At 40.0% G+C, this 20155-nt stretch carries 20 protein-coding genes; 12 read left to right on the top strand and 8 right to left on the bottom strand.

All coding sequences use genetic code 11. The features are described from left to right. Positions 1–11: 11 nt before the first annotated feature. From Q0K96_RS01820 to Q0K96_RS01805, 4 genes are read left to right on the top strand one after another with little or no spacing between them, the layout of a single operon-like run. Positions 12–1562 carry a bifunctional response regulator/alkaline phosphatase family protein gene (locus tag Q0K96_RS01820; protein ID WP_297332301.1) on the top strand — a complete coding sequence of 517 codons (1551 nt, stop codon included), beginning with the start codon at positions 12–14 and terminating at the stop codon, positions 1560–1562. Between the two features lie 13 nt (positions 1563–1575). Next, positions 1576–1983, top strand: a complete 408-nt coding sequence (gene tsaE / locus Q0K96_RS01815; RefSeq protein WP_297332300.1) for a tRNA (adenosine(37)-N6)-threonylcarbamoyltransferase complex ATPase subunit type 1 TsaE — start codon at positions 1576–1578, stop codon at positions 1981–1983. A gap of 50 nt (positions 1984–2033) precedes the next feature. Then, positions 2034–3233: an alanine dehydrogenase gene (locus Q0K96_RS01810; protein WP_297332347.1), complete on the top strand. Its 1200-nt coding sequence runs from the start codon at positions 2034–2036 to the stop codon at positions 3231–3233. A 22-nt stretch (positions 3234–3255) separates the two neighbouring features. Further along, entirely contained in the window at positions 3256–4080 is an 825-nt protein-coding gene (locus Q0K96_RS01805; RefSeq protein ID WP_297332299.1) for a sulfite exporter TauE/SafE family protein, read from the top strand. A 28-nt stretch (positions 4081–4108) separates the two neighbouring features. On the opposite strand, the gene Q0K96_RS01800 is transcribed toward Q0K96_RS01805, so the two are convergent. Together Q0K96_RS01800 and Q0K96_RS01795 are read right to left on the bottom strand one after the other, a co-directional pair. Beyond that, complete coding sequence (locus tag Q0K96_RS01800) at positions 4109–5341, bottom strand: sodium:proton antiporter (RefSeq protein ID WP_297332298.1); 1233 nt, start codon at positions 5339–5341, stop codon at positions 4109–4111. A 219-nt stretch (positions 5342–5560) separates the two neighbouring features. Then, a complete protein-coding gene (locus tag Q0K96_RS01795) occupies positions 5561–6436 on the bottom strand; it encodes a hypothetical protein (RefSeq protein ID WP_297332297.1) in 876 nt (291 codons plus the stop codon). Positions 6437–6538: 102 nt separating this feature from the next. Here Q0K96_RS01795 and Q0K96_RS01790 point away from each other — a divergent pair, with 102 nt between their 5' ends. The 6 genes from Q0K96_RS01790 (at position 6539) to Q0K96_RS01765 (ending at position 10869) form a co-directional block, all read left to right on the top strand. After that, complete coding sequence (locus Q0K96_RS01790; protein WP_297332296.1) at positions 6539–7570, top strand: formimidoylglutamase; 1032 nt, start codon at positions 6539–6541, stop codon at positions 7568–7570. Between the two features lie 106 nt (positions 7571–7676). After that, positions 7677–8945, top strand: a complete 1269-nt coding sequence (locus Q0K96_RS01785) for a DEAD/DEAH box helicase (protein ID WP_297332295.1) — start codon at positions 7677–7679, stop codon at positions 8943–8945. 48 nt (positions 8946–8993) lie between these two features. Then, entirely contained in the window at positions 8994–9518 is a 525-nt protein-coding gene (locus Q0K96_RS01780) for a hypothetical protein (RefSeq protein WP_297332294.1), read from the top strand. A 93-nt stretch (positions 9519–9611) separates the two neighbouring features. After that, the gene (locus Q0K96_RS01775; protein ID WP_297332293.1) at positions 9612–9929 is read left to right on the top strand and encodes a hypothetical protein; all 318 of its coding nucleotides are present in this window, start codon (positions 9612–9614) and stop codon (positions 9927–9929) included. Next, entirely contained in the window at positions 9930–10211 is a 282-nt protein-coding gene (locus Q0K96_RS01770; protein WP_297332292.1) for a hypothetical protein, read from the top strand. Then, on the top strand, positions 10204–10869 hold the full coding sequence (locus Q0K96_RS01765; RefSeq protein WP_297332291.1) for an ATP-binding cassette domain-containing protein: 666 nt from the start codon (positions 10204–10206) through the stop codon (positions 10867–10869). The genes Q0K96_RS01770 and Q0K96_RS01765 overlap by 8 nt, the downstream gene beginning before the upstream one ends. Here the strand turns inward: Q0K96_RS01765 and Q0K96_RS01760 are convergent. From Q0K96_RS01760 to Q0K96_RS01735, 6 genes are all read right to left on the bottom strand, one after another. Next, on the bottom strand, positions 10859–11437 hold the full coding sequence (locus Q0K96_RS01760) for a chemotaxis protein CheB (RefSeq protein WP_297332290.1): 579 nt from the start codon (positions 11435–11437) through the stop codon (positions 10859–10861). The two genes, Q0K96_RS01765 and Q0K96_RS01760, sit on opposite strands and share 11 nt — an antisense overlap. Then, positions 11419–12231, bottom strand: coding sequence for a protein-glutamate O-methyltransferase CheR (locus Q0K96_RS01755; protein WP_363317224.1), 813 nt, complete (start codon positions 12229–12231; stop codon positions 11419–11421). Before Q0K96_RS01755 ends, Q0K96_RS01760 begins: the two co-directional genes overlap by 19 nt. Positions 12232–12235: 4 nt before the next feature. Next, positions 12236–12601 (bottom strand): response regulator, encoded by a 366-nt coding sequence (locus Q0K96_RS01750; protein WP_297332289.1) that lies wholly within the window; start codon positions 12599–12601, stop codon positions 12236–12238. Between the two features lie 14 nt (positions 12602–12615). After that, the gene (locus Q0K96_RS01745) at positions 12616–16200 is read right to left on the bottom strand and encodes a response regulator (protein WP_297332288.1); all 3585 of its coding nucleotides are present in this window, start codon (positions 16198–16200) and stop codon (positions 12616–12618) included. 21 nt (positions 16201–16221) lie between these two features. Further along, on the bottom strand, positions 16222–17430 hold the full coding sequence (locus Q0K96_RS01740) for a response regulator (protein ID WP_297332287.1): 1209 nt from the start codon (positions 17428–17430) through the stop codon (positions 16222–16224). Positions 17431–17562: 132 nt separating this feature from the next. Continuing rightward, positions 17563–18456, bottom strand: a complete 894-nt coding sequence (locus tag Q0K96_RS01735; protein ID WP_297332286.1) for an aldo/keto reductase — start codon at positions 18454–18456, stop codon at positions 17563–17565. 71 nt (positions 18457–18527) lie between these two features. Between Q0K96_RS01735 and Q0K96_RS01730 the strand changes: the two genes are divergently transcribed. Beyond that, positions 18528–19163: a hemolysin III family protein gene (locus Q0K96_RS01730; RefSeq protein ID WP_297332285.1), complete on the top strand. Its 636-nt coding sequence runs from the start codon at positions 18528–18530 to the stop codon at positions 19161–19163. A gap of 107 nt (positions 19164–19270) precedes the next feature. Then, positions 19271–20146, top strand: a complete 876-nt coding sequence (locus Q0K96_RS01725) for a carbon-nitrogen hydrolase (RefSeq protein ID WP_297332345.1) — start codon at positions 19271–19273, stop codon at positions 20144–20146. The last annotated feature ends 9 nt before the right edge of the window (positions 20147–20155 follow it).

Below are 20155 nucleotides of genomic sequence, written 5' to 3'. Positions count from 1 at the left end.
ACTCATAAAATATGAATGAGATAAAAATACTCTGGGTTGATGATGAGATAGATATGCTGAAACCCCATATACTTTTCCTTGAAAAGAAAAACTACAAGGTTACTACCGCAAATAACGGGCAGGATGCCATAGAGCTTTTCAGGGATGAAAATTTCGACATTGTCTTTCTTGATGAAAATATGCCGGGGCTTAGCGGCCTTGAAACACTTTCGGAAATTAAGGAGATAAAGTCATCTGTGCCGGTAATTATGATTACCAAAAGCGAGGAAGAATATATAATGGAAGAAGCCATAGGCTCTAAAATTGCCGATTACCTCATAAAGCCGGTAAACCCTAACCAGATACTGCTTAGCCTCAAAAAGAATCTTGATAACTCGCGCCTTGTTTCTGAAAAAACAACCCTTGACTACCAGAAAGAGTTCCGCAAAATTGCTATGGACCTTGCTATGGTAAACAGTTGGGAAGACTGGGTAGATATGTACAAGCGCCTTGTTTTCTGGGAAATGGAACTCGAAAATATTGAAGACCACAGTATGGTTGAAATACTGGAATCGCAAAAACAGGAAGCTAATTCGCAATTTGGGAAGTTTATAGAGAAAAATTATGAAGACTGGTTTGAGCCTAAAGCAGATAAGCCCGTACTCTCACACAACCTGTTCCGGGAACTGGTAGTGCCCGAAATACAGAAGAAACAGCCGATATTGTTTGTTGTTATAGATAACCTGCGCTACGACCAGTGGAAAGCTTTTGAAGGAGTTGTAAATAACTACTACAAACTTGAAAAAGAATCGGCATACTACTCCATACTGCCCACTGCCACACAATATGCACGTAATGCTATTTTTTCGGGGCTTACACCTTTAGAAATGGAGAAAAAACTGCCACAATACTGGAAAAATGATATTGATGATGGCGGTAAGAACATGTATGAAGCTGAATTTTTAACTGAGCAGCTTAAAAGGCTGGGCCTTAAAATAAAGCAGGAATACTACAAGATTACCAATTTTAAAGACGGGAAGAAACTGGTAGAAAACTTTAAAGGCCTAAAAAGTAACGACCTTACAACTGTTGTTTACAATTTTGTGGATATGCTTTCGCATGCCAAAACCGAAATGGATGTTGTAAAAGAGCTTGCAAGTAATGACAAGGCTTATCGTTCACTTACATTAAGCTGGTTCCGCAACTCGCCGCTGCTCGAAATTATACAGCAGGCACAACTGGCAGGATTTAAGCTTATCATTACTACAGACCACGGTACTATTAATGTGAAAAACCCAAGCAAGGTTATTGGCGACAGGAATACCAGCCTTAACCTGCGCTATAAAACAGGGCGCAGCCTTACCTATGAAGAGAAGGATGTTTATCATGTTAAAGATCCTAAAAGTATACAACTGCCAGCTATAAACATGAGCAGCTCTTTCATTTTTGCCAAGAACGACCTTTTCCTTGCTTATGTAAATAACTTTAACCACTACGTGAGTTATTACAGGAATACTTATCAGCATGGCGGTATTTCTCTGGAAGAGATGATAATACCATTTCTTGTGTTTAACCCAAAATAAGCGGTTCAGAGATATGGAATTTACGTTTTCGCTCGCCGAGATAGACCTGGCTGCTAAAAAAATTTTAGAGGCCGGGCTAAAGCAAACGGTTTTATTTCATGCAGGTATGGGTGCAGGTAAAACAACCCTGATAAAAGCCATTGCCAGGCAGTTAGGGGTTAAAGATATAACATCGAGCCCTACATTTTCGCTTGTAAATGAGTATGAAACCGAAGACGGCAGAACCTTATATCATTTTGACCTTTACAGGCTGAATACTGAGGAAGAAGCCTATGATATGGGTATGGATGAATATTTCTATTCCGGTAATATGTGTTTTATTGAATGGCCTGAAAAAACGCCTAACCTTATACCCTTAGATCATTCTTCTGTAACCATAAAAATTTTGCCTGACGGAAGAAGGCACCTAATACTGAAATAATTTTAACATGCGTTGATATTTTTGTAATTTAGAACCAATTATCTCACATCATTACAATGTCATTAACACCATTTACAAAACAGCAACTGCTACCGCAGGAAGAAAAACTTGAAGTGGAAAGGCAGCGGGGCGATCTTTTTATTGGCCTGCCTAAAGAAACTTCTTTCCAGGAACGAAGGATATGCCTTACGCCCGATGCTGTAAGTGCACTTACGGCACATGGGCACCGTGTAATGATTGAGGCAGGTGCAGGCGAAAGCTCAAGCTACAGCGATAAAGAGTATAGTGATGCAGGTGCGGAAGTGGTTCAGGATACAAAAAAAGTTTTTGGCTGCCCTATTATCCTTAAAGTAGAGCCGCCCACTATTAAAGAAATTGAGATGATGAATCACCAGTCGCTACTCATCTCAGCCATACAGCTTAAAACACAAAAAAAAGAATACTTTGAATCGCTTGCCGCTAAAAAAATTACAGCGCTTGCCTTTGAGTTTATAAAAGATGAAGACGGCTCCTACCCTGCTGTAAAATCGTTAAGCGAAATTGCAGGTACGGCATCTGTATTAATTGCATCAGAATTAATGATTAACCAAAAAATTGGCAAAGGGTTACTGCTTGGCAATATTACAGGCGTTCCGCCAACAGAGGTTGTAATAATAGGCGCAGGCACCGTTGCCGAGTTTGCCGCCAAAACGGCATTAGGACTCGGCGCAAATGTAAAGGTATTTGATAACTCGATAACCAAACTGCGCAGGCTGCAGTCGGCGTTAAACCAGCGTATATTTACATCTACCTTACAGGAAAAAACACTGCTTAAATCTTTAATGCGTTGTGATGTAGCCATTGGCGCCATGCGCGGTAAAAACCGTACTCCTATTATCGTAACAGAAACAATGGTAGAGCACATGAAACGCGGTGCTGTAATAGTAGATGTTTGTATTGATACCGGCGGTTGCTTTGAAACATCTGAGATTACTACACACGAAAAACCAACGTTTGTGAAAAACAACGTAGTGCATTACTGCGTCCCTAACATCCCTTCCCGCTACTCCAAAACAGCCTCTATTTCCATCAGTAATATTATAAGCCCTTTTTTACTGCAAATGGCGGAAGACGGGGGGCTTGAAAGTGCGGTGCGGTGTAACCGAGGACTAAAAAACGGAGTATATTTTTACCACGGCTTATTAACAAACAGGTCTATTGCTGAATGGTTTTCGCTTTCTTACCGCGATATTAACCTTTTAATTTTTTAAATTTGCCGCAAAACAAACTCTTTTGGAAAGCAATATACTGATAGTGGCAGCAGGCCTTTTTATAGGTACCGTAGGTACACTTATAGGGGCAGGCGGCGGTTTTATTCTTGTTCCCCTCTTACTTATTTTTTATCCTGAATTAAGCCCTGAACTTGTTACGGCAATATCTATTGCGGTGGTATCTGTAAATGCCATATCTGGCACTTTTGCCTATGCACGCTCGGGGAGGATTGACTATCGTGCGGGCATTACCTTCGCGCTTTATACCATACCCGGCTCTATACTTGGGGTATTAACAGTTAAGTATATACCACAACAACTTTTTAATACTATTTTCGGTGTATTACTGCTTGTATTGGCAGCATATCTGTTCTATAAAAACAGGAATGCCATACTTACCACAAAGCCTGAGCATAAGCAGGGCTACAGGCAACATACTCTTACAGACAATAAAGGCATGACTTATACTTACAGCTACAATCCGCTTTACGGCAATCTGGTAAGTATTGTGGTAGGATATATTTCTCCGTTGCTGGGCATAGGCGGCGGTATTATACACGTGCCGGCCATGGTAAACTGGCTAAAGTTTCCTGTTCATGTTGCAACAGCTACATCACATTTTATACTTGCGGTAATGGCTACAGTCAGCGTAATTGTACACGCAATAAGCGGAACTTATGATAACGAAGGTACGGTGCAAATGATCTTGCTTCTTGCTCTTGGTGTTGTACCCGGCGCACAGCTTGGGGCACTGCTTTCGCATAAAATAAAAAGCAATGTTATTATTCAGTCGCTTGCCGTTTGTATGATACTTGTTGGCATTCGCATACTGGTAAAGGCTTTTTAGCCGATAACAATAAAAAGGTATTACTGTACTATAAAGTATCTATCTGCTCTTCTTCACTTTCTTTATCTGGCCCGTCTTCCGAAGTAGTTTCTACCTTAGGTTCTTTTTTGCTGAGGATAGTGCCCATCATCATAACTAAAGAAGTAAGTATAACTATTTGTATAATCATACTACGGTTAATGAAGGGAAGCCTTAGTTCGGGTATTATAGAAAGGAACAGCAATATGGTAATAAGCCCCCTTGGCGCTATAAATAAAAGCGGTATAAGCTTTATGCCTGAAAGCTTAAGCGCAATAGCCCTCAAAATGTAAATACTAAGGGTTATTGCCGCCGAGAACAGCAAAACATCTGTGTTTAAAAGTTCGCTGGTATGTATAAGGTAACCAAATAAAAGGAAAAATAAAGCCCTTACCAAAAAAGTTGCCTCTATAGTAATTTCCCTGAATTTGTTTACTTCCCGTCTCAAAACTTTAGGCTTAAGCTGCTGTATCAGTTTTACTTCGCCTATAAGATTAAGGTTATTTAAAAACAGACCGAATACCAGTATAAACACAAGCGACGGCAGGTGAAACTCCTTACTTATCTCATAAATGAGTATTACAAGGAAAATAATGGGTACAAACTTTATGTGATGATCCAGGCGGCTAAGTAAAAAAGAAAGGCTGCCTGTTGCAATAAATGAAATTATAATGATAATGATAAGCTGCACGAAGAAAGAACCGAATGCCATAAAGCCAATGGTATCGTGCATTACTATAAAGTTGAAGAAAATTACCCCGATAATATCAGATATACTGCTTTCATAAATCACGAACTCGCGGTCGGCTTTCCTGAAACTGCGTACACTGGGAATAGCAACAGAGCTGCTTATTATGGCAAGTGGTATAGCATTAGTAAGGCAGGTTTTATAATCCCAGTCTGTAATATACTGAAAAACATATGCTAACAACAGTGCAAATATTATAAGCGGAATACACCCTATCAATACCGCCTTTTTTACAACCGGCAATTTATCGCGGCTCAGTTCCAGCTCCAGCGCGCCTTCAAGTACAATAAGTATTAAACCTATACTTCCTAATATTGGCAGTACTTCCTGTAAGTCTATAAGCGTTACACCAAAAAAATTGCTTAGCTGCCTTACAAGAAAGCCAAGCACCAGCAATAGCAATACAGAAGGTATTTTGGTTTTAGGTGAAGTTAAATCGAATATATATGCTAAAAGCACAAGCAGACAAAGTACCAGTATAATACCTGCGGTCATGTAGTTGTTTTTTTATGAAACACTAATATAGCCGATAAATATTGAAAACGGAAAAAACCATTACTTTTTGTTCGTAAAAAGGCAGAATATTTCGTTATCGTAAGTACTAATTATATTTTTAAAATAAAAAACAGTTTTTTTGCAGATGTATAGATAAAATTACTGCATAAAAAAAGCACCGGGTAGTACCCGGTGCTTTTTAACTGATAAACTTAAGTTTTATTTTAAAGTAAAAGTTGAGTTAGCTACCAGTTTATCTTTATCAAAAAGGTTTACATGATATGTTCCTTTTTCAAAATCTTTACCTGAAAGTGTTTCAGAAACCTTCATGGTCTTATTTTCATAAATGGCATTGGTAATAAAGCTGTAAGTTAGCGTATAATCGCCAAATACTTCTGTCTGCTTTTCGCCAAGTACATTGTTTTTAGGGTCTATAACCTGCACATAATACATTTTATTGCCGGCCTGGGCTACCTCATTGGCTGCAATGGTAAAGCTTATTTTTAAAACATCTACACGCCTTGCCCTTTCGGTACTTACAAGCTTTCCTGAGTTCCTTTCTTTATAAGGATCTGCCTTTAGGTCAAGTATGGTAAGCTTAGATGCCTTTTCAACTGTCTTGCTCAGGTTCTCGTTTTGCGATACTAATGTATCATTGTACCTGCGCGATTCATCCAGAACAACTATAGTGCTGTCACGCTCTGTGGTAAGTTGCTGGTTCTGCGCCTTTAGCTGTTTGTTTTCAGCCATAAGCCTGTCCATTTCACGCTTAAGCCTCGAGTAGTCATCCTTATACTTGCGTAACGAATTTGCATCGCCTTTCCACTTCTCCACTTCATCAATCAGGCGCTGAATTTTTGCCCTTTCTTCTTCCAGTTCACCTTTCAGGCCTGTGTTCTCGGCTACAGCGGCATCATACTGTGCTTTTGTTTCATTAAGTTCTGCAAGAAACTGGTCTTTCTCGCTCACATACTGCTTTTCAGCTTTTTCGCTGTCGGTGCTCATCTTATACATAAATGCCAGGCTGCCAACAAGCAGGATAGCCAGTATAACGATTATTGCTTTTAAACTTGAATTGCTTCTTTCTTTTTCCATCACTCAAATAATTTTAACAAAATTAAAGATATTTCAATTACGCTTCTGTTTTTAACGAAATTTTAGCTGAAAATAGTATTTTTGACATCCTATTTATAGCCTATGGAAACCATAATTAAGCTTACAGCCGCACAACTTTCTAAATATACTTCGCAGCGAAGCGGCGAAATAAAATTTGGTGAGCGCATTCTTACAGTTCCCAAAGATAGAGATATTTGGGAATTTACAAAGGAATGTGATGCGGGCTTTGTGCTTTTCGGCATACCCGAAGATATTGGCGTACGTGCCAACTATGGCAGGCCCGGTACCGCTTCGGCTTGGGAACAGGCTTTAAAAAGCATAGTAAATATTCAGCACAATAAATTCTGCAAAGGCAGCAGCCTGTTAGTATTGGGGCATTTAGACACTTCTGCCGTTATGGAGGCCGCGGCAGGCTTAAACACCAATGTGCCGGACGAACGTAAAAAGCTTTCGGTGCTCATAAGCGAGATTGATAAAGAAGTATCGCATATTATCTGTACCATAATCAGTGCCGGCAAAATACCTATAATTGTTGGCGGTGGGCATAATAACGCCTATGGCAACATAAAAGGAACCGCCCTTGCTAAAGGAAAACCTGTAAATGCCATCAATTTTGATGCGCATACTGATTTCAGGATACTTGAAGGTCGCCATAGCGGTAATGGATTTTCTTATGCTTTTGAAGAAGGTTTCCTTAAAAAGTATTTTATATTCGGGCTGCACGAAAATTATACCTCTAAGGGTGTAATGGAAACCATTAAAAAGCAGGGAGACCGCATTAAATACAACACGTATGAGCAGCTTGCCGTGCGCCGCGAAAAAAGCTTTTCTGACGAAATGGGCCATGCACTCGGCTTTATAGAAGATGAGCCTTTTGGTATAGAGCTGGACCTTGACGCATTGCCTAATATAGCCAGCAGCGCCATGACGCCTACAGGCTTCAGCATTGAGAAAGCAAGGCAGTTCGTGCATTACTTCGGCAGGAACAAAAACGCGTGTTACCTGCATATTTGTGAAGGAGCGCCGGAACTGGATAATGAAAAAAACAACCACCTTACGGGCAAGCTTATAGCCTATCTTATAACCGACTTTATCAAGTCGAAAGAGCTGTAACCTTCTGTTTTAAAACTGTAAACCAGCTAATTACTTTAAAAATAAAAGTATACCTTTGCACCCTGCAGTACCCGCTGTTGGGTGCTTGGAATTATAATAGTATTACATGAAATTTGAAGATCTTAAGTTACTGAAAAACATACAACAGGCACTTGCTGATGAGGGTTATGAAGCACCCACACCCATTCAGCAACAGGCCATACCAATAATACTTGAGGGTACAGACCTTGTGGGCTGTGCACAAACAGGAACCGGAAAAACTGCCGCGTTTGCCATACCTATACTTAACGACCTGCACCCTATTGTTGGCTCTGCCAAAAAAAGGAAATACATCCGCACGCTTATTATAACCCCAACAAGGGAGCTTGCGCTGCAAATAGGCGAAAGTTTTGAAACCTACGGGCGTTACACAAACATTACCCAGCTTACCATTTTTGGAGGTGTTAACCAGATACCGCAAACCGACCAGCTTAAAAAAGGTGTAGATGTGCTTATAGCTACCCCCGGCAGGCTGTTAGACCTGCACAAGCAGGGCTTTATAAACCTTGAACAGCTTCACCACCTTGTTTTAGATGAAGCCGACCAGATGCTGGATATGGGCTTTATACATGATGTAAAGAAAATTATTAAGCTAACTCCTGATAACAGGCAGACACTGCTGTTTTCTGCAACAATGCCTTTGGCTATTCGTGAACTTGCCGATACTTTTTTAACCAACCCCAAATATATTTCGGTTACACCGGTATCTTCTACTGCCGAAAGGGTAAAGCAGCAGTTGTATTTTGTTGACAAGAGTGATAAACGTAAATTGCTGTATCACCTTATCCGTAATGAAAACCTGAGCAATGTACTGGTATTTACACGCACAAAGCATGGGGCAGACAACGTGGTGAAAGCATTAAAGAAAAACGGCGTTAATTCGGGAGCGATACATGGCGATAAGTCGCAAAGTGCAAGGGTTAAAATGCTGGATGCTTTTAAGAATAAAGAAATAGGTGTCCTGGTTGCTACAGATATTGCCGCACGTGGTATAGATATAGAGAACCTGCCTTATGTAATTAACTTTGACCTGCCCAACATACCGGAAACCTATGTGCACCGCATAGGCCGTACAGGGCGTGCCGGTAACGAGGGGCTTGCCATATCGTTTTGCAGTAAAGATGAACTGCCATATTTAAAGGATATAGAAAAGCTGATTCGCCTTAAAATCAAAGTGATTGAAGGGCATCCCTACCCTTTTAGTGAAACGGACGCAGAACCACAGCAGGAAAAGAAACCCGACCTTAGGAACAATAATAAAAACGCTCAGAGAGATGGAAAATCTAAATCCAGAAAATCTGAAGGTTCGAAAAAAAATAAAAAACGCTGGTATTAAGAGGGAATAAATAATGCTTACTTTTACCCTTATTTAGCAGATTAAGCAATGAAACATTTTTTACTATGCTGCTTTTTTGTTTGCAGCATATGCAGTTTTGCACAACAAACAAGTACTCCTGTTAAGGTTACAAAACAGGAATGGGATAAACTGGATAAAGTATTTGTTGCAGTTATAGATGCACTTGTAAATAATAACGCAGTCGCATTTAATAAACTTGCTTATCCGGTAGTAGATTGTATAGATTGTGTAGGCACACCCGAATTTAATAACAGGGGCTACTTTGTTACAAGAGATGTTTTTTATCTTAACATAGCCACTAATTTTACTAAATCTCCGGTATATAAAGCGCTCGCTAAAAGAGGATATACCTTTAGCTCAATTCTGTTGAAGGGCTACAGGCCAAAGTACCTGCCGGATGACTATCCTGAAGATTTGACTTTATATGAAGTATGGATACCAACCTATCTTGCTAACGAACTTTCTAAAGGCCATCCGGGTACAAGCCATGCCTTTCAGTTTGTAAAGATAGATGGCGAGTTTAAACTCTTCGGAATGACATCAATACCATAAAAATAAGCACCTTTTAGGTGCTTATTTCATTTAACTATATTCTTTTAATGGCTATAATTTTCTATATTTGAGATTATAAACCTTACTATTATTATGGATATTCAATACCACTATGCAACCGTTTTACAGGCTATAAACGAACTAAAGGAAAAAGGCTACACAGAAGATTTTAATCTTGAGGAGAATTGCCTTGCATGCGCCACAGGTAAGTTTAACCATGACGAGTTCGAGATCTCTGATATTTATTACTACGAAGGTGAATCTAACCCTGATGATGAAGCCACCGTTTATGGTATAGTATCACATTTGGGTACAAAAGGGATATTAGTAACAGGAGATGAAACTTTCTCAGACCCCACATCAAATAAAATTATAGAAAAACTGCTTGTAAAAAGAAAAAGCAGGAACTAAATGGGAAGGGCATTTTTGCATTATTACATAGCGGTAAACTCTGTAAACATATCTTTTTGCCTGTTGATGCTAATGTTTACCAATTTAATGTGGCTGCCTTTTATATTTTGTACTGTTGGCTTAGCCGTTGGTATAGTAAGCTATAATTATTTATTCAGCAACCAATATTACTTTTATTATAATCTTGGCTTTACCCGGCAAAAACTTGCCATAGCTGTACTTGCATGTAACTTTTTTGCTGCCCTGCTGCCTGCGCTTTTAATATATCCTTTTAATGCATAATACACTCAGCGCAAAGCATATCAAAAAGTCATTTAAGGGTAAAACCATTTTCGAAAATGTAAACCTGGAATGCGAAACAGGACAGATAACAGGTGTTTTCGGGAGAAACGGAAGCGGCAAGTCAACCCTTCTTAAAATTCTGTTTGGTATACTTAAGGCCGATACAGTGCATGTAACTATTAACCAACAGTATATTGCAGTTAAAGATATCATACCGCAACAACTAATTGCCTATCTTCCGCAACATCCGTTTATACCGAAGTATCTTAAAGTACGCGATATAATACCCATGTACTATCAAGGTGATGAACAGGATAAACTATTTTATGCTCAAAACATACATAAAATTACAAATACAAAAGCCGGTAACCTCTCAATGGGCGAACTGCGCTATTTTGAGCTGCTGCTTATAAGCAACCTTAATCATCCTTTTCTCCTGCTTGATGAGCCTTTCTCTATGATAGAACCGCTTTATAAAGAACACATTAAAGAATATTTGTTAAAGTTAAAAGATAAAAAGGGTATAGTAATAACAGATCATTACTACAGGGACGTGCTCGAAGTAAGTAATAATAACCTGCTTCTTGATAGTGGCTTTATGAAAAAAATTATTGCAGAACAGGAACTTATTGAAGGTGGTTACCTGCCTAAGCAATAGAATTGATATACAGAACCAGTTCCTGCGCGTCAAGTATATAGTCGGGGCTGATTTCCTTTAAGGCATGTTCAGGCATATAAGGCACCTCTGCCGATTCCGGCTTCTGTATTACAGTTACACCACCTGACTCTTGTATGGCCTTAATACCGTTTGTGCCATCGGCATTGGCGCCGGACAGTAATACCGCGGTAACTTCTTTGCCATATACATCGGCTGCTGATTCAAAAGAAACATCTATACTTGGCCTGCTAAAATGTATCTTCTCTGAAGTATCAAGCGACAGTAATCCGTCTTTTTCAAAAAGCACATGGTAATCTGCCGGGGCTATATAAATATTACCGGGAAGCAAAGGCACTTTATCCTCCAGTTCCTTAACGGGTATTTTTGTTTTAATCGCAATAAGTTCTTCAAGCATACCATCTTCGCCACTGCGGCGGTGTAATACTAATACTATCGCAAAAGAAGGTATATTTAGTTTTGGCAACACGGCAATAAGCACTTCTAGGCTGCCTGCAGAGCCGCCAATAATAAGCAGTTTACATTTGGCATTTAGTTTATCTTTTTCCATACTTTCTCTTTTCCTAATTGCTGGTACTGCTTTTGGAGCGGCGAAAACTTAAGGGTTTCTTTAGTACCTAATGCAAGGTAACCCAGCTTGGCAAGGCTGTCGTCAAAAAGCTTAAGTGCCTGCTCCTGAAGATCTTTATCAAAATAAATAAGGACATTGCGGCAAAGGATAAGGTCGAACTCATTAAACGAACTGTCGGAAACCAGATTATGTTGTGAAAAAATCATTTTTGCCGAAAAATCATCGCTAAACTTTGCCCACCCGTAATTAGCAATGTAATATTCTGAAAAATCTTTAGTCCCGCCTGATTGTATATAGTTTTCAGAATACTGCTTCATCATCCTTAACGGGAACACACCATTCTTAGCAGAATTTAGTACAACTGTATTAAGATCGGTGGCATACAGCAGGCTTTTATGCAGCAGATTAGCTTCTTTAAGCAAGATAGCCATAGAATATACCTCTTCACCTGTTGAGCAGCCTGCATGCCAAATCCTTATAAAAGGCTTGGTAGCCAGTATGGGCAGTATCTCTGTTCGGAGTGACTTGTAAAAATGCGGATCGCGAAACATCTCGGTAACATTAACCGTGATTTCTTCTACCGCGTGCTTAAAATAAACCGCATCAGTACGTATTTTAGAGAGGAAATCTGTAAAATTATCAAATCCATCTACCTGTAACAGCCGGTCTACCCTGCGCTTAAAAGAAGCCCTGGAATACCCGCTGAAGTCATATCCGTAGTATTCAAATATTTCATTTATCAGCACCTCAACTTCACGGTCATCAGTAATCATATCATTACAGTGCGCTTAAAATTTCTAAAAGTTTATCAACATCAATTGGTTTGGATATGTACCCGTCTGCACCTGCTTCAAGGCATTTTTCCCTGTCGCCCACCATTGCCTGTGCCGTTACGGCTATTACAGGCGTGTGCCTGCGGGCAGGTATTTCCCTTATTATTGGTATTGCTTCATACCCATCTAAATCGGGCATCATCATATCCATTAATATACAATCTACAGGTTCGCTGCCGCGCAAAAGTACAATCGCTTCTTCGGCACCCGTGCAGGATATGTTACTATATCCTTTCGCTTTTAAAGTAGCCGAGAGTGCAAAAATATTGCGCGGGTCATCATCAATAATCAGTATCTTTTTCTTTTCCATTATGTGGCTATATGTTATACCCTGTCATAAAGCCAAACCCTAAGGAGCGACAACAATTGGTCTACGTCTACAGGTTTGGTAATATAATCAGAAGCACCTGCATTAATACATTTCTCACGGTCGCCTGTCATTGCTTTTGCTGTTACCGCTATAACCGGCAGGTTTTTAAACCTGCGGTCCTGCCGTATCCTTGTGGCGGTTTCATAGCCGTCCATATTAGGCATCATCATATCGAGTAACACTACATCTACCTCAGGGTTTTCGTCAAGCGCTTTAAGTGCCTCTTTACCATCTATAGCGGTTATTACATTCATTTTAAGTGTTTCCAACGCCTTGGTTAAAGAGTAAATGTTACGCACATCATCATCTACAACCAATACGGTTTTACCGTTAAGTACATTGGCAAGTATTCCTGCTTTCCTGTTACCTTCTTTTTTATCGGCATTTTTGCTTTGCTCCACAAGGTGAAGGAATAAAGAAACCTCATCCAGCATGCGCTGATAAGAGTGTGCTGTTTTTATAACTATAGAGTCGGCATACTTTTTAATTTTCAGCTCTTCTTTCATAGAAAGGCTTTTACCAGTAAAGACTATAACTGGTAAATTTTCGAGGCCGGGGTTTTTCTTTATATTTTCAAGTATTTCATACGCCTGGTTATCCGGTACACCCATATCCAGTATTACACAGTCTACATTTTCCTGCTGCAAAGCCGACACACCATCGGTTATTTCACTTTTTATTTCTGAATTGATGTTATTAGAGCCTAAAAAGTAAGCCAGTGCCTGTGCATGTTTAGGATTATCTTCAAAAATAAGCACTTTTTGAGACTCCCTGTTTATGATGTGCTCTATACGTGTAAAAATATCAGGCATCTGCTCAAAGGCAACAGGCTTATCTAAAAAGTTTACAGCTCCTTTTAAAAGGCTTTCCTTTCTTACCTTATGAGACGACATAATATGCACAGGAATATGCTTGGTCTCTGTATTTGCTTTTAATGCTTCCATTACTTCCCAACCGCTCATTATAGGCAATTGAATATCCAGCAATATGCCTACCGGCTTAAAGATGAGGGCAAGATTAAGTGCTTGGTCTCCTCTCACGCTCACAACGCCTTTGTAGCCTCTCTGGTGGCTGAAATCAAGCAGCGCTTTTGCAAAATTTACATCATCTTCAACAATCAGTATAACTTTGTCGCCTTCATTTATGATATCTTTATCATCCGGAACGTCATCAGGTATCGTGTTGCTGATATAACGGTTAACTTCAGCCTTTTTCTCTGCTTTGGCAGTTTCATCAACTTTATTTTCTTTTGAAGGTAAAGCAGCAGTTTTTTCTCTTTCAATAGTTAAGTTTGCTCCTGCCTGTCCTATAACCGGAATGGTAAGCGCAAAGGTACTTCCCTGGTTTACTTTACTGCTAAGGCTAATTTCTCCGCCCAGAAGTTTAGAAAGTTCACGGCTGATTGATAATCCGAGCCCCGTACCGCCATATTTACGTTTGGTAGAGCCGTCTGCCTGTTGGAAAGCCTCAAATATAAGCGGTTGCTTTTCGGGCGGTATGCCAATACCTGTATCTATAACTGCAAAATCTACATGCTTGCCGTCTTCTGTTTTTTTAATTTTAAGGGTTACAGAGCCTTCAGCAGTAAATTTAATGGCATTGCTGATAAGGTTTTTAAGGATCTGCTCAAGTCGCATCTTGTCTGTCCTGATTACCAGCGGGGCATTTTCAGCATCAATTTTAAATTCTATATTCTTTTCCCTTGCCACTTCTGTAAAGAGGTTCTTAAGGTTATCAGTAACTTCTTTAACCGATATATCCATAAACTCAAGATCCATTTTACCTGCTTCTATCTTAGAAAGGTCAAGTATTTCATCAATCAGGCCAAGAAGCCCGTTTCCTGAGCTTTGTATAACCTTTGCAAACTCTACCTGCTCATCGGTCATGTTGGCCTCTCCGTTTTCAGAAAGCAGGCGGCTTAGCAGTAGTATGGAGTTTAAAGGTGTACGGAGTTCGTGCGACATATTGGCAAGGAATTCTGATTTGTAGCGTGTGCTAAGCTCAAGGTCTTCCGTTTTCTTTTGTATTTCAAGATTACGCTCTTCAAGCAGTACGCTGCGCTCTTCCAGTTCCTGGTTGGTTTGTTGCAGCTCTTCCTGTTGCACGCGCAGTTCTTCTTCAGATGCCTGTAGTTTTTCTGTCTGGGTTTCAAGCTCGGCGTTCATCGACTCAAGCTCGGTATGCTGCACACGTAGCTCCTCCGATTGTGCCTGTGTTTCTTCCAGCAACTCCTGAACGCGTTTTCTGTTTTGTGCTGCGGTTATGGCTATGGCAATGTTATTGGCAACTGCATTTAAAAACTCAGCCTCAAGCGGTGTAAACGCATCTATTTTTGCAAGTTCTAAAGCACCTGCAACTCTCCTGTCCATTAGTGGCAGGGCTATTATATTACCTGGCTTAATTTCGCCAAGTGCATAGCTTATAGTAACATTTTCGGGTGAAGCGGAAGTAACCTGCAACATTTTACCCGATACAACCGATTGTCCCGTTAGCCCCTCTCCTAACCTTATTGATTTTCTTTTATCATCCGCTATATAGCTGTAACCTGCAGTAAGCAGCAGTTCTTCACCCTCAAGCAGGTATATTACCCCTGCATTACTGCCTGTATATATTGCAAGATATTCTATCACATCGGCAGCAAGCTGCTCTACCCCCTTTTCCCCAAGCATTACCTCATTAAGCTGTGCTACACCCGCCTGCAGCCATTCATTATCTGCAAGAGAGTTAAATGAAGTGCTTAAGGCGCCGGCCATATTATTTAATGAGAGTGCCACGGTGCCCAGTGCATCTTTTTCACTGTCATTTACCCTTACGTCATAATTGCCTGCTGCAACCTGCTCTGCAATTTTGCTTATTACGCGAATTCGCTCTTCTGTTTCACGGTCTTTACGTTCAAGCTCTGCCTGTAGTTTAAGGCGTTCGTTATAATCTTTTATTATCCTGGTAAAGAAAAAGATGCTTATCAGTATCGCTATTATAGCGGCCGCAATAATAAGTATTGTGCTGTATGTACCAAAACGCTGCGAGGTCTCGTTACGCTGCGCTAACAGTTCCTGCTCATTACTTTCTATCTGCTTAAGGAGGTTACGTATATCACCCATTATTCGGCGGCCCTCATTAAGATCGGTATCCGTAATTGCCTTACCATGAGTTTTTTCGTTTACTTTTACTTTAAGGTAATTAAAGAACTCATTGCGCAACGGCTTAAGTTTTTCGAGGTATTGCTGCTGCTCAGGGTTATCAGATGTAAGAAGTTCTACGCGGTCAAAGTAATCATCTGCCCTTGCTTCTGCATCATTATACTGCGTAAGGAAATCTTTTTTATTTGTAATTAAATAACCACGCATGCTGGTTTGTGCATCTACAAGCACAGAAGAACCTTCATTAAGATTATAAATAATTTCCTGTGTATGGTTTACCATCTCATTACTATGCAGCAATTTACGGATACTCATAAAAGAAGCTGCCGAACTAATTATAAGTATTAGTATCGATATGCCGAAACCTGTAATTAAATTGCGTCTGAACTGGCCACTCATATATTTTGCAGTTGTTGTTTGTTAATTAATAGGTAAAATTATTATAAAGCTGGCACCTTTGCCGGGGCTGCTTTTTGCGGTGATAATACCATTGTGCTTTTCTATTATTTTTTTAGCTATGGCAAGTCCTATGCCTGTACCCTCATATTCTTTGCGGTCATTCAGCCCCTGGAATATTACAAAAATTTTATCGAGGTACTTTTCGTCAAAGCCAATACCATTATCAGTAACAGTTATTTTGCAAAACTGCCCCTGAGGGTTACATTCACTTTCAAAACGTTTCTCGGAAATACTTTCACAGGCTACAGTAATTTCAGGATTAACACCCTCATTGGTAAATTTAAGGGAATTGCCTATCAGGTTTTGAAATACCTGGCGCAACTGGCTGGGTATACCATTAATTACAGGCAATTTGTTAATAACTACGTTTGCGTTTTTATCTTCTATGATGTAATCAAAATCAGTTATAACTTCCTGTAAGATAAGGTTAAGGTCGGCTTCTACCGCGTCGGCTCCCGATGACAGCCTTGAATAATCTAAAAGGTCGGTAATGAGTTTAGACATGCGCTGCGCCGAGCCTACTGCCCTTTTTATATAATCGCGTGCCTTTTCATCATCAACAAGATATTTATCTTTTACAATGTTGATAAACAGCTCCATTTTACGAACCGGTTCTTTAAGGTCGTGCGAAACAGCCCATGCAAATTGCTGCAGCTCGTGGTTGCGCAATTCAAGCTCCTCATTTTTGGCAACCAGTTCGCTGGTACGCTCGGCAACTTTAACTTCAAGGTTATCCTGTGCTTCTTTCCTTATTTCTATTTCTTTACTCAGCATATCACGAATGGCTTTAAGCTCATTTTGTTGTTCTGCCAGTTTTAAAAAAGTTTTTACTTTGAGTATAAGTAAATCCGGGTCAACAGGCTTGGTTATATAATCTACACCGCCTGTTTCATAACCTTTAGATATAAATTTTTTCTGTTTGTTTACTGCCGATAGAAATATAACAGGTATATCTTTGGTACGGTTGCTGCCTGCCAGTATTTCGGCCACCTCAAAACCATCCATTCCGGGCATCTGCACATCCAGAATGATAAGGGTATAGTTTATCTTGAGAATCTTTTTAAGCGCTTCCTCTCCAGATTCTGCAGTATCAACCTGGAGGTTATGCAGCTCAAGAACTTTTTTTAAGGCTATAATATTTGCCGGTATGTCGTCTACTATCAGTATCATTATACAGGCAAATTATTATAAGCGGCTATTGCTGTAGCGCGTTTTGTTATATCAGTGTTTTGTTTCATAAGTAAGGTGTTCAAAAATACAAAACCAATCGTTAAAGAACTGTTAATTGACATATCTAACGGCCTACCTTTGCTGAACGTATTTATTACCTTCCCAAATATCCCGTAGCATTTGCCGTTCCTGTACAGCTAATATTGTTGCATCAGCAGCCATTAAAGCCTGCTGCAAATGTGCTGCTGTGCGTATGCCTGCAACTGCTGTAGTTATGGCAGGGCTATCCATCACGTATCGGTAAGCCTTCTCTGTAAAGTCTCTGTTTGGCAGCATGGTGTTTATTTTATTGATAATAGCACTTATCTCTTTAGCATCTGTATCTAAATAATCGGCAGCAGGTTTACCGGCAAGAAGGCCACCCGCAACAGTGCCACGCGCTAGGACAGCAATATTGTTTTCCTGCAATAACGGTAGTGTCTCCTCTTCAGGCCTTCTGTCTAAAAGACTGTACTGTGTCATTACGGCTGCAATATCATATTCAGATACATACTTGCGGATAACATTAGGCCGTATGGAGGAAATGCCGTAGCTTCTTATTTTGCCCTGCTCTTTTAACCTTTCAAAAGCTTCTATAACATCATCTGAAGGATCATCAACAGTGCCTCCGTGCAAAAGATAAATATCTATATAATCTGTCTGCAGGCGTTTCAGGCTTTCGTCAGCTGCTTTTAATATATATTTCTTTTCGGGGCACCAGTCCCAACCGCTGCCATCGCTGCGCCACCTGTTACCTGCTTTAGTTGATATAGCCACATCTTTACGCCTGCCTTTAATGGCTTTGCCCAAGAGCTTTTCGTTTTCTCCTTTTTCATATAAATCGGCAGTGTCAAATAATGTAATGCCTGCATCAATAGCTTTACCAATAAGCGCATCATTTCCAGTTGAACTATCAGTTAAAGACATACACCCAAAAGACAAATTACTTACTTTAATTCCTGCTTTTTCTATTGTGTTATATTGCATACTTACAGATTTTAACCCAAAGTTAAAAATAATCAGGAGTACCCTTCTTATCTTTGTATAAAGATTAGACAATGGCGAAAAAGAACCGCAAAAAAGAAGAGCTTTTAAATGTTATAACACACGGCACAGGTGCAGTATTATCTGTAGCCGCACTAATAATTATGCTTGTATATTGCATAGTTAAAGGTTCAGCAATGCATATTGCTGCATGTGCGGTATTCGGCCTAAGCCTGGTTGTGCTATATTCTGCCTCTACCATTTACCATGCGGTTGCAAAACTTAAACTGAAAAGGCTTTGGAGGCTTATAGACCACCTGAGTATTTATGTACTTATTGCAGGTACCTACACGCCTGTTGCACTGCTGGGGCTTAAAGGTGCATGGGGCTGGACAATATTCGGACTCATCTGGGCTTTTGCCATAGCTGGTTTTATATTTAAGTTTTCACCCCTGCGCAGATCAGAAAAACTTTCACTTTCGCTTTATGCACTCATGGGTTGGCTTATTATTATAGCCATAAAGCCACTTTTAAATACAGTTGATACAGGTGCTTTGCTTTTCCTGCTGGGTGGCGGTCTTTGCTACACATTTGGCATTTATTTTTATGCCAAAGAAAAGATTCCTTACAACCATGCTATTTGGCACGTGTTTGTATTAGGCGGAAGTATCCTGCACTTTTTCGGCATATTTATTTACCTGGTGCCGTAAGTTTTTATTGGCATAAACATGCGTTTTAGCAAAAGCCTAACACAATGAATGCGGTAAAAATAAAGAATTTCCTTAATTTTGGACTTTTAATTTTTGATATATCCGCCATGGGAAAAGTAAAAGTAGGACTTGTACAGATGTCTTGTGTAAAAGACAAACAGGAGAATCTTGATAAAGCCATTAAAGAAGTGCGCAATGCTGCACAGAAAGGTGCACAGATTGTATGTTTACAGGAATTATTTACCTCATTATATTTTTGTGATGTAGAAGATTATGACAATTTTCAACTGGCCGAAGCGATACCCGGACCTTCAACAGAAGCTTTATCTGAAGTAGCAAAAGAACTTGGAGTTGTGATAATTGCTTCTTTATTTGAAAAAAGAACTGAAGGCCTTTACCATAATACAACAGCTGTTATTGATGCTGACGGCGCTTACCTTGGTAAGTACCGTAAGATGCATATTCCTGACGACCCTGCCTTTTATGAAAAATTCTATTTCACACCGGGTGATATGGGTTATAAAGTATTCAATACCCGCTTTGCCAAGATTGGTGTGCTTATCTGTTGGGACCAGTGGTACCCGGAAGCGAGCCGCATTACAGCTCTAATGGGCGCCGAAATACTGTTTTACCCTACAGCTATCGGTTGGGCCACCACACAGGATGAAGACACAAACAAAGAACAATATGATGCGTGGCAAACCATTCAGCGCTCACATGCAGTTGCAAACGGCGTACACGTGGTAAGCGTTAACCGTGTTGGCTTTGAACAGGAAGGTGCAATGAAATTCTGGGGCGGCAGTTTTGTGGCAAACCCGCAGGGTAAGCTTATGTACCTTGCATCACATGAAAATGAAGAAACTACGGTTATTGAAGTAGATACAAAAGCTACCGACCACTATCGCACGCACTGGCCTTTTTTACGCGACAGAAGGATAGACAGCTACCAGCCCATTACCAAAAGATACCTTGACGAGGACTAATATTCGGTA

The sequence above is a fragment of the Flavobacterium sp. genome (assembly GCF_024305175.1).
Classification (GTDB): Bacteria; Bacteroidota; Bacteroidia; order Flavobacteriales; family Flavobacteriaceae; genus Flavobacterium.
Note: the sequence above shows the minus strand (reverse complement) of the source record. Positions and strands in the feature narration are given on the sequence as shown.

Coding starts and splice junctions, on each gene's coding strand:
- Q0K96_RS01820 (WP_297332301.1), top strand. CDS start 12: ATGAATGAGATAAAAATACTCTGGGTTGATGATGAGATAGATATGCTG.
- tsaE (WP_297332300.1), top strand. CDS start 1,576: ATGGAATTTACGTTTTCGCTCGCCGAGATAGACCTGGCTGCTAAAAAA.
- Q0K96_RS01800 (WP_297332298.1), bottom strand. CDS start 5,341: ATGACCGCAGGTATTATACTGGTACTTTGTCTGCTTGTGCTTTTAGCA.
- Q0K96_RS01795 (WP_297332297.1), bottom strand. CDS start 6,436: ATGGAAAAAGAAAGAAGCAATTCAAGTTTAAAAGCAATAATCGTTATA.
- Q0K96_RS01790 (WP_297332296.1), top strand. CDS start 6,539: ATGGAAACCATAATTAAGCTTACAGCCGCACAACTTTCTAAATATACT.
- Q0K96_RS01785 (WP_297332295.1), top strand. CDS start 7,677: ATGAAATTTGAAGATCTTAAGTTACTGAAAAACATACAACAGGCACTT.
- Q0K96_RS01780 (WP_297332294.1), top strand. CDS start 8,994: ATGAAACATTTTTTACTATGCTGCTTTTTTGTTTGCAGCATATGCAGT.
- Q0K96_RS01775 (WP_297332293.1), top strand. CDS start 9,612: ATGGATATTCAATACCACTATGCAACCGTTTTACAGGCTATAAACGAA.
- Q0K96_RS01770 (WP_297332292.1), top strand. CDS start 9,930: ATGGGAAGGGCATTTTTGCATTATTACATAGCGGTAAACTCTGTAAAC.
- Q0K96_RS01765 (WP_297332291.1), top strand. CDS start 10,204: ATGCATAATACACTCAGCGCAAAGCATATCAAAAAGTCATTTAAGGGT.
- Q0K96_RS01760 (WP_297332290.1), bottom strand. CDS start 11,437: ATGGAAAAAGATAAACTAAATGCCAAATGTAAACTGCTTATTATTGGC.
- Q0K96_RS01755 (WP_363317224.1), bottom strand. CDS start 12,231: ATGATTACTGATGACCGTGAAGTTGAGGTGCTGATAAATGAAATATTT.
- Q0K96_RS01750 (WP_297332289.1), bottom strand. CDS start 12,601: ATGGAAAAGAAAAAGATACTGATTATTGATGATGACCCGCGCAATATT.
- Q0K96_RS01745 (WP_297332288.1), bottom strand. CDS start 16,200: ATGAGTGGCCAGTTCAGACGCAATTTAATTACAGGTTTCGGCATATCG.
- Q0K96_RS01740 (WP_297332287.1), bottom strand. CDS start 17,430: ATGATACTGATAGTAGACGACATACCGGCAAATATTATAGCCTTAAAA.
- Q0K96_RS01735 (WP_297332286.1), bottom strand. CDS start 18,456: ATGCAATATAACACAATAGAAAAAGCAGGAATTAAAGTAAGTAATTTG.
- Q0K96_RS01730 (WP_297332285.1), top strand. CDS start 18,528: ATGGCGAAAAAGAACCGCAAAAAAGAAGAGCTTTTAAATGTTATAACA.
- Q0K96_RS01725 (WP_297332345.1), top strand. CDS start 19,271: ATGGGAAAAGTAAAAGTAGGACTTGTACAGATGTCTTGTGTAAAAGAC.